The organism is Methanomassiliicoccus sp. (assembly GCA_033485155.1).
In the GTDB taxonomy this organism is placed as follows: Archaea; Thermoplasmatota; Thermoplasmata; order Methanomassiliicoccales; family Methanomassiliicoccaceae; genus UBA6.
On record JAWQJJ010000011.1, the window covers coordinates 45,388 to 60,800 of the forward strand.

Consider the following 15,413-nt stretch of genomic DNA (forward strand, 5'->3'; position numbering starts at 1 on the left):
TCTCTAACATCGTTAGATTTGTCTAACTATGTTAGGTGAAACAATGATTACTCAAAAAGGGCATCAACCAGTTGTCCACGTAGAGAAGTTGGTGAAACGGTACCGCGATTCTGAAAAGAAAGCGGTGGACGAGATCAGCTTTGATGTATATCCCGGCGAGTTCTTCGCTTTCCTGGGGCCGAACGGCGCAGGAAAGACGACAACTATATCGATCCTAACGACCACGCTGGCGAAGACAAGCGGTGTGGTGAGAATCGGCGGCTACGACATGGACAAACAGCAGAAGGAGATCCGTCAGAGCATCGGCATCGTCTTTCAGAACCCGAGCCTGGACGCCAACCTGACAGCCGAAGAGAACATCCGCCTCCACGTGAGCCTCTACGGAGTCTACGGTTACAGGCCGACCTTCACCATGATGCCCCAGGAGTACAAGGACAAGATCACTGAGCTGGCAAAGGTCCTTGGGATGGATCAGGAGATGTTCCTCCAGGTGAAGACCTTCTCCGGCGGAATGAAGCGGAAGCTGGAGATCATCCGCAGCCTCATGCACAAGCCCAAGGTGCTATTCCTTGACGAGCCGACCCAGGGCCTGGATGCTGTCAGCCGGCGGTCACTGTGGACCTACCTGAGGAAGGTCCACAAGGATGAGGGCATGACTATCTTCCTGACGACCCACTACATCGAGGAAGCGGAAGGTGCGGATCGGGTTTGCATCGTCAACCACGGAAAGATCCTGTTCAACGGGACCCCTGATGAGATGAAGGATCTGATGATGGACAAGTACATCCTCGTCGACGCTGAGGACCGGACCGCTCTCAAGGCCGATCTCGCTTCTTTTGTCACAGAGAACACCGATGACGGCTGCCTGAGGATCATGTTCACGGAAAACACCCCCCAGGCGATATTGTCCAAGATCAAGGTCCCGCTTACAGTCATGCACCTCCATATTCCATCATTGGAGGAAGCTTATGTTGATCTTGTCAATAATGGAAACGACAAGGGGGAGGTGTGCTGATGTCCATGAGCAGAGAGTTCAACACTATAACATCCATCTGCGGACGGGACATTGTGCGCTTCTTCCGGGACTGGAAGATGAATGTCGGTTCGAGCATCTTCTTCCCCCTGGTGTTCTTCGGCCTATTCGGAAGCGTCATCGGACAGAACTTGGGCGCTGAGCTTCCGTACGATTACCTTCAGTTCGCCCTTCTGGGCATGATCGCAGGCATGGCCATCCTGTTCACCGCGAACTTCGTGACATCGCTTGTGGAAGAACGGGAGACTGGGTTTACCCAGGAGATATTCGTGTCTCCGGTGTCGCGATATTCGATAATCATCGGGAAGATGATCGGTAGCAGCGTGAACTGCCTCGTGGCGGTCGCAGCCACGATCCTCATCGGTCTCGCCATGGGAGTTCAGATCAGCCTGGGAGGGCTGGGGCTTATCCTGCTCGTCATTCCCGTGGTATTCCTGATGGGCAGTGCCTTCGGCGTCCTGGTGAGCGGCATCTTCAGCACCAGCCCCAAGACCGCAGGCATGGCGGTCATGATGGCCATGTTCCCACAGCTCTTCTTGTCGGGGGCATTCATTCCCATAGGAAGCTCGACGGGAGCCCTCGAAGTGCTGGTCCACCTGATGCCTGCCACGTATGTCGTGGACCTCATGAGAGGCGCATACTACTGGGGCACACCGACGTATAGCCTGGTAGTACTGTATGATCCCTTGGTCGATCTAGTGATCTCGGTGGTTGTCTCCATTGCGCTCTTCATCATCGGGACGCAACTCTTCGCACGGAGTGAGCGCAATCGCTAAAATGTAAAATTGGGGTCATTACCCCGCCACTTTTTATTGGGCCATGCTCCTGGGAGACTTGTGTTGATCGCCGATCTATTGTTTCGGACTAGTCGGATGACCCGTATCGAACTTGATAGTTCACTGCGGAAGGCACATGATTCCCCTCTTTCGCCCCCTTGCTCCCGCCTTTCATCATTAAAGCAGCCTGCGCGTCGGAAGTTACTCTTCATAATTACATTGCGAATTGGTCAATCTGGATATGGTGAATTCACAGCGAAATTGATATATTCCTCCATCGAGTGATTCATCTCAAGGGGAAGCCCACCTCCCACATCTTCGCCGAGGTTTGTGTAATCCCTTAGAATCACGAGTGAGCTCAGGTATGATTCCCCGGGGCTTCCCCTTCGTCGCTCGGCATCAGGGAGATTATTGCTTTTTAAGTTGTAGAGGCGGATCGATCTGTGTGTCATCGATGTGAGACCAATCTGCTAGCGTTTCAACGAAGCACCTGCAGAAGTAGCAGCATGCAGCTTCGTTCGAATTAGATGCAGAGCATCTGGAACATAACATTTCCAAATCCCCGAGGATTTCTTCAAGAGCTCTCGATCGGGAGAGGTGAACCGAACTTGGTTCATAACGGTGTCGAACCAGCTAGTTTCGTGAACAGAAATCCTGGTTCGTTCATTTTCTTTCTACTGGCTTGACGATCGATGAGAATGGCGATCATTATTACAAGCACATAAGCGGCAACGGTACGAAAACATCCAAGAGAAATCCGGCGAAGCTCGTTCGATCGAAAAAGATAGGATGGAAGGAGTTTGGTCGCTCACTTTTTCCTTGTTCTAACGACCACCAGGACGATCGCCACCATCGCCAGCAGCATGCCGAGAACGCCTACGATGAGCGGCATCGAGTCGTCCTTGAGCGTGCTGACATCGTCCCTGGTCGCCCCCAGGCTACTCTGGACGTTCGTGAGGTTGGTCTTAGCCGTCGCCAGGTCCGCCATCGTAGCGTTTAGCTCGCTCCTGAGCTGCGTCACCTGATCGTTCGTCAAGCCAGCGGCCGAGTCGGTGGAGTTGAGTGAATCGCTCAGGCTCGTTAGCGCGTTCTGCATCGAGGTCATCTGCTCCAGTAGAACGGTGACGTTGTCGGTGGTGAGGTTCTGCGCCGCGTAGCAGTCGGACAGCTGCTCATTGACGTTTCCTATCCATTCCCTCGTCAGCGAGAGCAGTTGCTGAGTGATCGCCAGCTCATCGGCCGTGTCGTCCGCCTGATCCTTGACCTGCAGCAGGTATTCGATCACAGCAGTGAGCTGATCGTTCGTCATCGTGACGTTCGAGTCGGTGCTTTGAATGATGGCGAGAATCTGGTCCCTCGTCTCATTGAGCTTTTCATTGAGCTCGTCGATCTGCGTGGATGCGTCGTTGACATAAACGACCTCCACGGAAACGCTGATGCGTCCCAGCACCGACCAGGCGGTCGCGGTAATGACGTTGCTGCCTTCGAGCAGCGAAACCGTCACCGCGAACGAGCCGTCGCCCTTCTGGTTGACGAGGTATCCGTTAACCTCCAGCATGTTCATCGTGCCCGTCGTGCCAGTGACCAGAACGGTCGAGGTATGCACGGTAGTGCCGTCCGCCGGCGAGGTGATGATCAAGCTCAGGCTGGGGAATATCATCGGATAGTTATCTTCGCTCGAACCGCCGGCCACAGCGTATGGAGTTTCCGCGATGCCGTCATGGTTCGCGTCCGGCGCCTGCAGGTCGCTCCAATAATTGCCTCGGCCGATGCCGTTCCAGATGTTGTTGCCATCATCGTACGCCTGCACCTGCCCCCAATTGTACGTCGTGGATGCACCGTTGTTTGCTACTAATATGTTACCATAAATGCGGTTGTCAGAGCTGGACGCCATGTAAATGCCATTCTGTGAGTTCGATCTAATGGCGTTGCCCTCGACGAGATTGTCGTTCGAAGAATAGACGAATATGCCCCAGCTGTTGCTGCCACAGGTATTGTTCTTGACCGAACAGTTGCTCGATGTCTGCAGGTTGATACCGATATTGCCATTGTTGCTACAGTTGTTGTTCTCGATGACAATGTGGTCTGAGGAGATCAGACGTATGCCTATGTTAGCGTTCGAAGAGCAGGTGTTGTTCTCGATGACGTTGTCGCTCGAGGAATCCAAGTAAATACCATAGATATTGCCGCTGCAATTGTTGTTCAAGAATGTATTGTTGTTCGAGGCGTACATGTAGACGCCATAGATGGCGTTGTCACAGGTGTTGTTCTTAACTGAGTTGTTGCTTGAGTGAACCATGAAAAAGCCAGATTCGGAATTGATGCAGGTGTTGTTCTCGAAGACATTGTGGCTCGAGGAGTCCATGCGTATGTTTTTGGATGGATTGTTGCATGTGTTGTTCTTAATGGCATTGTGGCTCGAGGAACCTAGGAAAATGCCGTTCTGGTTCGAGCTGCAGGTGTTGCCGACAACGGTGCAGTTGCCGACATTGAATAATGTGATCCCTGCCCCAATCCAGTAATCGTCGCCGTTATACCATGCCCCGTGCACGAAGCAGTTGCGGATAATGAGGTGGGCGGTCGTGTTCCCGATGTAGATGGCGTTGCCCGCTCCGGCAGCGTCGATGTCGTATCCTTGAATGATGAAGGGGTTCGATTCCGAGCCCTCACCTGAGGTCGCTACTGACGCCAGTTGGAGGTCGTCATCAACGCGGATGATCGCATGCGACGTGTATGTCGGGTCGCCCTGCACGTTCGTGATCATACCGGATGAGGCTATGTTCGCGATGAATAATGAAGTTATTAAAACTAAAAATAATGGTCTCTTAGCAATGGTGTTCAGCTAGGCATCCTCCAATAATTATAATGGGAAAATAAATAATGGTTACCTAAATAGATAATTGGAAAGATACCAATATTGATAGTGATGAATGCTATTCGTTATCGATCGTTCGGTCTGCATTGATTTTTTTACACGATAATGAGTTCCATTGTCGGTAGTGATCGGTGGCGATCGGCCCGGACGAGTTTTAAGGTCTGGGAACATGCTATCGACTTGTTCGCATATTCATCCTGCACATTTAATCAAGTAAGGCGAAAATATCGTTAGGGAGAGCCATCAGGGTTTTGATCTGCCCCCAGCCAATAGCTATTTCATCGTCGATGTTAAATATATTATATCGTCAAAAATAATTCTTTGTTTAGTTGGGTCTAGAGTCTATTTAATGAGCTGGCTTGAATGAGAGGGTTGGCATAAATGCTAAATCCATCGCATCGCCCGTTCTTATTACCGGCTGGTTGTCAGGGATAATAGGCCGCTTGTTTATCAAGATGGATATCGTACTGGAAATATATTTTAAAAGAATGTGTTGTGCAGCGCGTATTGAAGCTCCATGATTCGGGTTCTCCACATCGACGATGAGAAAAATCTCTTGGATCAAAGCAAGTCTTTTCTCGAGTTGTCCGAGGAACTGCAGGTCGATATCGCCATCTCTGTTGGAATGGCTGAGGAACGCCTATCATCGGCCAAATACGACATTATAATATCTGACTACCAGATGCCTGAGACCAACGGCATCGAGTTCTTGAAACGGTTGCGAGCTCAAGGGATCCGAATCCCGTTCATCCTGTTTACTGGGAAGGGACGTGAGGAAGTTGTTATCGAAGCGCTTAACGAAGGCGCTGATTTCTACATCCAGAAGGGAGGAGACCCCCAGGTTCAGTTCAGGGAACTTGAGCAGAAGGTCAAGGAGGCTGTCAATCGCCGCAGGGGTGAGGAGGCAATCATCAGGTTGAACAACCACCTCCAGGCGGCCATGGACCTTACACGGATTGCTACTTGGTCACTCGATACTGGCCTACGTGTATTGACAGTTGACGATGCAGCCTGGGCGATTATAGGGACCGATGCCCAAAGGGAGAATGGCCATAACATCACTTTCGAGCGATTTCTCAGCACTTTTGTTCATCCAGATGACCGACATAAGCTTCAAACGCACCTGGACATGGCCCAGAGCAATCCGGAAATAAAAACGCTTGAGAACCATTTCCGTATCACCAGACTTGATGGACAGGTACGTCATGTCGATGTCTTCTCCGTTCTTGACCGAGAATCCGGACACGGGGCTCAGACAATGTTCGGCGTCATTCAGGATGTCACAAAGCGGATGGCGGCCGAGGAGACGCAGAGGATCAGCGAGGAGAAGTTCTCCAAGGTCTTCCATGGCTCAGCAGCGCCGATGGTCATCACTCGGCTCAGGGATGGTTTAATAACCGATGTGAACGACGCGACGTTGGCTATGTTTGCTAACCGTCGTGATAACGCACTCGGCCTCACGACCTTCGAACTCAATGCCTGGTATGATCTGGAGGATAGGAAGAAAATCCTACGGGAGGTGATCGATAAGGGATCAGTCAGAGATCGAGAGGTGAGGTTCCGTAGGTTGGATGGCCAGATAATCAGTACACTTTACTATGCCGATTTAATCTCCATAAATGGAGAGGATGCCGTACTCTCCTCCATGATGGACATCACCGAACGCAAGAATGCTGAGGAGGCGCGAAGGAGCAGCGAAATCAAGTATCGCCAGCTCGTGGATAGTGCCAGCGAGATGATCATGGTAATGCAGGACGGAGTCTTCAAGATGGCGAATCCGAAGCTTGTGGAGATCATAGGGGCGAAGGATGAGAACGAACTGCTCTCCAAATCCGTACTGCTGCATGTACACCCGGACGACCGCCGAATTGCCTCAGAGCGCATTCAGAGGCGGATGCGGGGTGAGGCTTTTAGCGAACCTTTCGGCATCCGTATGCTGGACAATAAGGGAGGGACGCACTGGTTGAATAACAACCAGGTGCCCATCGAATGGGAGGGGCGCCCTGCAGTAATGATCCTCCTCACGGACATCACCGAGGAGAAGAAAGCCAGGAACCTTATAGAAAGGAATCTTAAGTTCTACCACTCAATGTTGGATCTCGCCAACGCGCCCATGTTCTTCAAGGATCGTTCTAGACAGTACAAGGAGTGCAACGCGGCTTTCGAAGCGTTCCTGGGCATCCCGAAAGGGAAGATCATTGGCCATACCGTACATGAGGTGTTCGCCAGGGAGCAGGCTGACATTTACTTCGAGGCCGATGAGCAAGTATTCCGCGAAAAGAAGAACCAGGAGTACGAGTCGAAAGTGAGGTATGCGGACGGTACACTTCACGAAGTGATCTTCAGAAAGGCGCCGTACTTCGACGACCAGGGGGAGGTCGAGGGGATCATCGGCGTCTTCTTTGACGTCACCGAGCTTCGACGCGCAGAAGCTGCCTCGAGGATAGCTAACCAGAAATTGAACCTTCTCTCCGGAATCACAAGGCATGACATTAAAAACCAACTAACGGCTTTGGACGGATACATACAGATCAGTATGAGCAAGCTCAGGGACGTTGAAAGACTGAAGGAAATAATCGCCAAGGAGATGAAGATCTCCGACTCGATCTCTCGCCAGATTGACTTCACGAAGGACTATGAGGAGCTTGGGGTGAGATCCCCCATTTGGCAAAACGTGGCCAGGCTAGCCATGAATGCTGCGGATTCCCTACCGATGAATGACGTCATCCTGGATGTGCGCTGCCCCGATGTAGAGATATTCGCCGACCCACTGGTTGGAAAGGTTTTCACGAACCTCATTGACAATTCCCTCAGATACGGCGGTAAGAAGATGGCCGCCATCCGCATATTCATTGAAAACAAGGAGGGGGATCTCAGCATCATCTACGAGGACGATGGCGAGGGAATCTGTCCCGATGATCAAAAGAAGATGTTCACGAAAGGGTTCGGGAAACATACGGGCCTGGGGCTCTTCCTCTCGCGGGAGATTCTATCTATCACTGGCATAATGATAACGGAGAACGGAACGCAGGGGAAGGGAGCGAGGTTCGAGATTCTAGTGCCCCGAGGAGGCTGGCGGCATACCGACGGCGAATCGGGGAAATGGGGTGAGATTTCTTCAACCTTCAAACAGCATGTATGCTAGTATGGGCTCCTCTTAAAAAGGGAGTATCGATCTCTTGACCAGATCTGGAGATCATCACAGGCTTGGAGGAGAATTGGCTCCCACACATTAGACTCAGAAGCATCTGTTAGCTACGTCGAGGACATGCTCGCCATGCCGTGTTCTCGACCGATATTGGCATAATGAATGCGGGGTTATTATTCGTAAGCGTCTCCCTTCATCCGCAAGGTTGGTCGCATTCTCAAGATCTTGGCCAGCTTCGTCCCTATTATTAACCTTGAAGCCGGGGTAGACTCACTATGAATTCCACCCACGCCACTCCAGCCATCATATGTCGTTAGATTAATCTTCCTCACGCCATCTTCTATCTCGGACGATAGATGGCGGTGTGAGAAAATGTTCGACTCGACGGCATATTGCGGCCTGAATTGCCGAGAGTGCGAGGCATATAAAGCGACAAGAGCGGGTGACCGAGAATGGAAGGAACGGCTGGTCAAGAATTGGGCCGACGGGAGGGCTGAGCATTCGCCGGAAGATATCGAGTGCAATGGATGCAAGTCCACTTTGATCTCTGGCTTCTGCCGAATACTCTGCTTGATACGGCCCTGTGCCATGGAGAAAGGGGTCGGCACCTGTGCCGAATGCGAAGAGTATCCATGCGGCAAACTGAAGGAGTACCTATCAACAGATCCTGTTGCAGCGAAGAACTTAGAGAAGATAAGCAAAGGTCTGAAGACGGGTAAGTCGTGAGAATGACGGATCATTCCCCTGCCAAAGTCGGTAGGCCGGTGGAGCAATCCCAACCCATCCTTGCGAGCTCATGAAGCTCGAGGCATCGACCCAGATTCGGGAACTTGATAGTCGTATCCCCATTTATCAAGGGTGGAGAAACCATCGAGATGATGTTGCCAGACCGCTGATGCTGGAGGCACGAGATTGGCGAGGATCGATGCCTTCCTGTCAGTCATCGTCCCCTCTGCCCCTGGAGATAGCGAACCAACAGATCGCTCAAGACAAAGTGAAGGACGGTTCCGGCAACCCCATTGCTAGGGCTCCGTCGGGCGGTCGGCCTCCTTCTGGTACTGCCTCACCTCCTTCACGTACCCTGGCCGCGAGTACTCTGGGAGCACCGAGATAGCACTCTTCGGGCAGACGTCGGCGCATACTCCGCACACAATGCAGCGGAACACCTGCAGTTCGATCGTTCCAGCCGTACGGTCGACCGTCACCGCAAGAGTGGGGCAGCGCTTCCCGCATAGGCCGCACAGGGAGCACTTGGTCATGTCCCAGTCCACCCTCCCGCGGTTCGTTGGCGGAATGTCTGCCGGAGCGTTCGGATAGGGGGTGGTGTCCGGTCCGGCCAGCAGGTTCCTGATGACCGTGGATAGCATGGTCACGGGATCACCTCTCCGTGCAACAGATGCACGGGTCGACCGAGACCGTTATGATCGGCACGTCCGAGAACTCGCTCCCCGGCACCATAGCCGCCAGGGCTGCCGCGTTCATGAAGGTGGGGGTCTTTACCTTGATCCTCTCCAGCTCCACCCTTCCCGCAGCCCTGATGTAGTAAAGCATCTCCCCCCGGGGCGCTTCCAGGCGGGTGAACGACTCGCCTGAAGGGTTTCCTTTGGCAATGGCAACCAACGGACCGTCCGACATCCTCCGCAGCGCCTCGCGTATCAGGTCGATGGATTGCCAGACCTCCTCGACCCGGACCATGGTGCGGGCGAAGGAGTCGCCCTCCTCCCTCACCACCGGTTTGAACCCGAGGCCGTCGTAGTAGTTCTCTCGCAGATCCTGGCGAAGTCCGCTCGCCCGGGCCACCGGACCGACCACGCCGTAGCTCCTGGCCCTCTCCGTGCTGAGCACCCCCTTGCCCACCATCCGGCGCCGGACGGTGCTGTCTTTCTCGAAGACCCTGGACAGCTCGGCGAAGCGCTCCTCCAGTCCGTCTAATGTTACCAGGATTTGCTTCTGCTGCTCCGGCACGATGTCCCGGCGCACCCCCCCAATGGTGTTCATGCTGTAATGGACGCGGTTCCCGGAGATCTGGTTCACCAACCTCATGATGTGTTCCCTCTCCCGGAAGCATTGCATGAACAAGCTCTCATAGCCGATGGCTTCGGCGGTGTGGCCGAGAGCGAGGAGATGCGAGGTCAGCCGCTGGCACTCCATCATCACCACACGGATGTACCGGGCGCGCTCCGGCGCTGCCACCTTGTAGATGTCCTCCATCCCCTGGCAGTAGGCGGAGGTGTGGAAGAACGAGCAGATGCCGCAGATACGCTCGCTGAGGTAGATGGTCCGCCGGAAGTCGGCGGCCATAGCCTTCTCCATGCCCCGGTGGGTATAGCCGAAGTTGATGGCCGCTCCGATCACCCGCTCCTCATTAAGCTCCAGCTGGAGGTTGAGCGGTTCCAGGAACACTGGGTGCTGTGGTCCGAACGGTATGATCGATGAACGGGACATGTCATCCCTCCGCGGGGGTCCGCCGCATTGGAGCCACCAGGTCTCCCGGCCTGAGCAGCAGGCCACCCTTCAGGCCCTCGAAGCGGGCACCATATAGATCGATTATCTCCCGCTCCAGGTTCTCGGCACCGGCGAAGACGGAAGAGAGCGTCTCCAGTTCCTCATCCAGGGGACAACGGGAGCGTATCGATAGAAGCTCCCCGCTACGGTCGAGCACGTAGATGAGCTCCAGCCCTCCCGCCCCGTCCTCGCTGGCGATGATGGTCACCAGCCTCACTGCGCCTTCCTGGCTCAATTCCCTTATCTTCGACACCGCTCCCGAGTTAGACCGCTCGCTCATGCTTTCACCTCCTTCTTGACCTTCCACTTCTCCAGCGCGACCATCACTCCGTCGATAAGGACCTCCGGCCTCGCCGCGCATCCGGGTATGTACACATCCACGGGGATGACCTGGTCCACCCCTCCCAGCACATTGTAGCAGCCCACGTACGGCGCCCCGGTGGAGGCGCAGTCCCCGCAGGCTATGACCAGCTTGGGCTCGGGCATCTGGTCGTACAGCCGCTTCAGGCGCTCGGCGCTCTTCCTGGTGACAGCACCGGTCACCAGCAGCACGTCGGCGTGCTTGGGGTTGCCCTTGTTGAGCATGCCGAACCTCTCGATGTCGTACCTGGGCGTCAGCAGCGCCCACACCTCTATATCGCAACCGTTGCACGAGCCCGTATCGAAGTGCAGCAACCACGGCGAGGTTGCTTCTCTCCTTGCAGCCATCATATCACCCCGTTGTTGATCAGATAAAGGGTCGTCAGGTTCGCTCCGACCAGCACTAACCCCAGAGGCAGTGCGGACCTCAGAAGGGTCCACCGCGTGGTCCTTGCCGTGCAGTTGTCGATGAGTGCCGTCAAGACCACGACCGTGGCGACCGCTGCGGCCTTGAGGATCACCCCCATCACCGGGTCGGGCAGGTCGAAGAACAGCAGCAGTATGCCGAACAGCACCGCCAGCTCGAACCAGTGAGCCATCTTGATTATCCCCAGAGCCCGCCCGGAGTATTCGGTGTACGGCCCCGCCACCAGCTCAGAGTGGGCCGTGGCCGTGTCGTAGGGAGACTTCTCGAGCCGCATGAGGAACGCCGGGATCATGGCCACCGGGGCCAGGGGCAGGGAGGCGATGAGCAGCGTTCCGTTGCCCGAGGCCAGGAAGGTGCCGTTGGCGTACCCCAGCGAGAGGACCACCAGCAAGAGCACTGGCTCGGTAGCAAGGATCTGCACCAGCTCCCGCTGCGCTCCCAAGCTCGAGTAGGGGGAGCGGACGGAGAACGCTCCCAGGACCATCACGAAGGCCCCGGCCCCGGAGATCAGTAGCGAAGCTAGCACGTCCCCGCCGGCGATGAGGAGCAGCACCGCGACAGCCTGAAGAGCAAGGGCTAGGTAGGCGAACGCCACCTGGGAGAGGTTGACCTGCTTTGCCCTCTTCCCCAGCAGTTTGGCCATATCTTTCAGTGGCTGCAGGACCGTCGGCCCCCTTCGGCCTTGGAGCCGGGCGGTGAGGATGCGGTCCGCTCCGAGGAGCAGGCCGATGAGGATGGGCACAAGAGCCCACAGGGCGAAGATTATGATCGCTGCCAAGATATCTAGCATCAGATCACCTCCCCGAGGACGGGCATCATGATCAGGGCAAGGAGCAGCACCACGGCTGCGAGGTTTGCCCTATGGGTCAGCGCGACGACCCTGCTCTCAGGCCAGAAGTAGTAGGTGCCGGTGCGGACCTCGCTGCCCTCGCCGCAGGTGTAGACCTCGGCGCCCTTCCCGGCCTTGCGAGGCAGGAGCATGAGGAGCGCGGCACCGATGGCCAACAGCAGGAGTAGGGAAAGGGGCAGGAGGCCCACCGGGCTCTCAAGACCCAGCGTTCCCGCGCTCACCTGGGCGTCAAAGACGGTAGAGACATAGGGGTTCACCAGAGCATCGAGTATCGGTCCAATGAGCGCGGTGGCCACCGCTCCGATGACGGCGGTCGATCCTAGTGCCCCAAGGTACCATAGGTCCGTCGGACCCCTTTCCACTGCCTTCCGCCCAGGACCGCCGGTGAACAGGTGCCCGAGCCACTTGGCGTAGTAGACCACCGTGGCCCCGAACCCCGCCACGAGCAGGACGGCAACCAGCGGCGAGGAGGCCACCGCCTCGCCCAGCATCCACTTCGAGGCAAACATGCCGAAGGGCGGGAGGATCATCATGAAGATCCCGAGGAAGATGCTGACCGCCACACCGGGCATCGAGTCCCTCAATCCCTCCATGGCGTCGATGTTCTCCGAGCCCACCTCCTCTTTGACGACGCCCACGGACATGAACAGCAAGGCCTTGGATGTGGCGTGGAAGAGCACCAGCAGCAGGCCGGCCACCAGGGCCATCGAGGTATCGAGGCCAACGCAGGCCACGATGAGTCCGAGATTACCTATGGTGGAATAGGCCAGCACCCGCTTGGCATTGCTCTGTGTGATGGCCAGGACCGCGGTGACGAGGAACGTGGTGGCCCCGGCGAGGCCGACAAGGCCTATCAGATAACCGGTGCCGCTCAGATTGGGAGCCAGCCGCAGGAGGAGATAGACGCCCAGGTTGACCATGGTGGCAGAGTGCAGCAGCGCGGACACCGGGGTCGGCGCGACCATGGCGCCTAGAAGCCACTTCTGGAACGGCAACTGGGCGGACTTGGTGAATGCCGCCACGGCCAGGAGGGCGAGGGGCAGGAGGGCTAGACCGCCGATCGCCCCTCCCTCGGGGATCCGGTCGAGGAGCGTGGTGCCGTAGTAGTGCCAGCAGAGAGCGATGCCTAGGATGAGAGCGGACCCGCCTCCGAGAGTATACACCGCCGCGGTCAGCGCGGAAGCCTTCGCCTCCTTCGTCCCGGTGTGGCCGATGAGCAGGAACGAGCACAGCGTGGTCGCTTCCCAGAACAGGAACAGCCACAGCAGGTCGTTGGCGAAGACCGCACCGTTCATGGCGCCGAGGAACAGCAGCATCACGGCAAAGAACCGGCCGTGTTCCTGGTAGTGCTCCATGTACCTCACTGCGTACAGGCAGATGATCGAACCGATCACCGAGGTGATGAAGGCTATCAGCACACTGAGCTGGTCGACCACGAGGGCCGCTCCGCCCTGGTGCTCGAGCCCCATCTCCACCACGAATAGCACGATAGCCTGGACGGCTACGAACATGCCAGCCAGAAGGCTGCGCCCCCTCCATGCGATGTAGGCGAACGAGACGAGGAGCGCCAGGTCGAGGAACGTCATGAGCGTGCTCACCGAGGGCAAGCTCTCGTGGTCGACGGCGATGGCGCCGCCGGTCACCACCTCATACATCAGGTATGAAATCGAGCTGATTAGGACGGCAGCGGTGAGGATGACCACCTTTCCGATCCAAGCTAACCTCCCGAGGAGCAGGCAGGCCAGACCACTGAGGGCTGGGGCGGCTATGAGCAGGAGGATGGCCATGTCCGAGATGGCCGCACTCATAGGTCGCACCTCCCGAAGAAGGGAGCCGACCGGTTGCAACTTGTTGTCATGACATCAGTCACTTTAAACCGGCTCGCTTGATCGAACGGACCGAGGGCCTTGACTCCCTCCCAGCTCGATACGCTTTTCGTATCAGGAACCATCATATTGCCATCCTTGAGCTAGAATTAGGACGATGTCCGGGCATAAGAGTCCATGTTCGTGGACCGGATGATTTTTGGAAAAAAAGAGGCCTTTTTCCTTCCTTTCTTTTTGGCTACGAGATAATAAATCGGAAGATGCCTAGGGAGATGTGGGTGCCTTCTTGGCATCCGCCCGCTCTCTGAGAACCCTGTCCCGCCAGGTCTCGTATAGGTGTGTGCTCTGGATCACCCGGGAGTTGACCGATTTCACGACCCCCATCCCCTCGACCTCGCTCACGAACTCGGAGTGCCGATCCATTGTTGGAAACCAGCACTTGGCGGTCATGAAGTTCGGCTTGTTGTGGTATTGCATCGTAAGGATTATGTGAGGTCCGAACCGCTCGTTCAGTACTCGGGCGAACGCCTCCTTGTTCGTTTCCGGTTTGAGGTCGATCATCACAACGAAGGCTATGCCCGACGACTTTTCCGGCGACCAGTGGATTCCGAAGTCTATCGCCCTCGATTCGATCAGACGGTCCAGGCGGCCCTTCACCGTCTTCACCGAGACGTCGAGCTCCTCGGCTACGTCAACCAGCGGCCGCCTCGAGTCGTCGTGCAGGGCATTGATGATCCGGTAGTCCATGGGCGCTAGTTCTTTGCTCCCCACGAACTTGTTGTGAATGGGCACGCCCCCCACGCTGACCGAGGCCGGAAGCATCACCTGGAAGTCCTGAAGGTCCAAAGCGTCATGGACGTGCTCCACCGCATTCCCGAGGAACTCATAGCGAGGAACGATGACCTTCACGATGATGAGGTTCGAACCGAAGATGAAGGCCTTCTCGACGAAGTCTTTCTTTACTAGGTCTTGCAAATGCGGCCCCAGGGGCTTGAACCGACTGACTCCTGAGATCTGGGCGGTGACTGCATTCAGGTAGCTGGGGGAGATGGTCGCGTAGAACCTGGTGAAGATGCCGTTATCGATGAGGCCTTTGATCCTTCCATGGGCCGTGGGAACGTTGACCCCGAGCGTTTCGCTCATCTCCCTATAGGTGATGCGTGCATTGACGGTCAGCATCTGGTAGGCTCGGAGGTCCAGCTCGTCCATTTGTGCCCGGAACAATGATACGGCATAATAAAAAATATTCCTTCTATGAATGCCAACCGGGCTGAGGCCGGTTGATGGCGACATGATCATCATAGCTGAGGTCGAGGACAACGGTTAGTAACGAGCCCGAACCGATGGGCTCCAGACATCTATCTGCAATAATGATTATGTTTTGTCTACAGCGCCTGAAAATCTTCCGTCATTCTTGATCTGGTAGCTCATTTCGATTGGTCGGCCTCGGTCCCAATCGTTCTGTTGCACAACATGGGCGGCCTGTAATTTCGTGATCGGTGCATACTTTGCTTTTAAGGCGGTGTTCCGTTTCTGATAATTATCTCCGGAGCGAGAGCTCATGATAGTATTATGATTGAGATTTCGATATTTTCCAAAAATATAGAGGGGTA

The 15,413-nt window shown here is 55.6% G+C and carries 12 protein-coding genes; 4 read left to right on the forward strand and 8 right to left on the reverse strand.

Annotation, left to right across the window (positions count from 1 at the left end):
- Positions 1-43 precede the first annotated feature (43 nt).
- Complete coding sequence (locus SA339_13430) at positions 44-1,015, forward strand: ABC transporter ATP-binding protein (GenBank protein MDW5564210.1); 972 nt, start codon at positions 44-46, stop codon at positions 1,013-1,015.
- Positions 1,015-1,809 carry an ABC transporter permease gene (locus SA339_13435; GenBank protein MDW5564211.1) on the forward strand — a complete coding sequence of 265 codons (795 nt, stop codon included), beginning with the start codon at positions 1,015-1,017 and terminating at the stop codon, positions 1,807-1,809. The genes SA339_13430 and SA339_13435 overlap by 1 nt, the downstream gene beginning before the upstream one ends.
- Before the next feature lie 808 nt (positions 1,810-2,617).
- Here the strand turns inward: SA339_13435 and SA339_13440 are convergent.
- Positions 2,618-4,573, reverse strand: coding sequence for a NosD domain-containing protein (locus tag SA339_13440; protein ID MDW5564212.1), 1,956 nt, complete (start codon positions 4,571-4,573; stop codon positions 2,618-2,620).
- A gap of 628 nt (positions 4,574-5,201) precedes the next feature.
- On the opposite strand from SA339_13440, the gene SA339_13445 reads away from it, so the two are divergent.
- The gene (locus SA339_13445) at positions 5,202-7,829 is read left to right on the forward strand and encodes a PAS domain S-box protein (GenBank protein MDW5564213.1); all 2,628 of its coding nucleotides are present in this window, start codon (positions 5,202-5,204) and stop codon (positions 7,827-7,829) included.
- 375 nt (positions 7,830-8,204) lie between these two features.
- Positions 8,205-8,558, forward strand: a complete 354-nt coding sequence (locus SA339_13450; protein MDW5564214.1) for a DUF3795 domain-containing protein — start codon at positions 8,205-8,207, stop codon at positions 8,556-8,558.
- A gap of 296 nt (positions 8,559-8,854) precedes the next feature.
- On the opposite strand, the gene SA339_13455 is transcribed toward SA339_13450, so the two are convergent.
- The 7 genes from SA339_13455 to SA339_13485 all read right to left on the reverse strand — a co-directional run bounded on the left by SA339_13455 (position 8,855) and on the right by SA339_13485 (position 15,009).
- On the reverse strand, positions 8,855-9,199 hold the full coding sequence (locus SA339_13455) for a 4Fe-4S binding protein (protein ID MDW5564215.1): 345 nt from the start codon (positions 9,197-9,199) through the stop codon (positions 8,855-8,857).
- Between the two features lie 10 nt (positions 9,200-9,209).
- A complete protein-coding gene (locus tag SA339_13460; GenBank protein MDW5564216.1) occupies positions 9,210-10,277 on the reverse strand; it encodes a nickel-dependent hydrogenase large subunit in 1,068 nt (355 codons plus the stop codon).
- A 1-nt stretch (position 10,278) separates the two neighbouring features.
- On the reverse strand, positions 10,279-10,617 hold the full coding sequence (locus SA339_13465; protein ID MDW5564217.1) for an NADH-quinone oxidoreductase subunit C: 339 nt from the start codon (positions 10,615-10,617) through the stop codon (positions 10,279-10,281).
- Complete coding sequence (nuoB, locus tag SA339_13470; GenBank protein MDW5564218.1) at positions 10,614-11,045, reverse strand: NADH-quinone oxidoreductase subunit NuoB; 432 nt, start codon at positions 11,043-11,045, stop codon at positions 10,614-10,616. Before nuoB ends, SA339_13465 begins: the two co-directional genes overlap by 4 nt.
- Entirely contained in the window at positions 11,045-11,914 is an 870-nt protein-coding gene (locus SA339_13475; GenBank protein ID MDW5564219.1) for an NADH-quinone oxidoreductase subunit H, read from the reverse strand. Before SA339_13475 ends, nuoB begins: the two co-directional genes overlap by 1 nt.
- Complete coding sequence (locus SA339_13480; protein MDW5564220.1) at positions 11,914-13,782, reverse strand: proton-conducting transporter membrane subunit; 1,869 nt, start codon at positions 13,780-13,782, stop codon at positions 11,914-11,916. The genes SA339_13475 and SA339_13480 overlap by 1 nt, the downstream gene beginning before the upstream one ends.
- 282 nt (positions 13,783-14,064) lie before the next feature.
- Entirely contained in the window at positions 14,065-15,009 is a 945-nt protein-coding gene (locus tag SA339_13485) for an AsnC family transcriptional regulator (protein ID MDW5564221.1), read from the reverse strand.
- Positions 15,010-15,413: the final 404 nt, after the last annotated feature.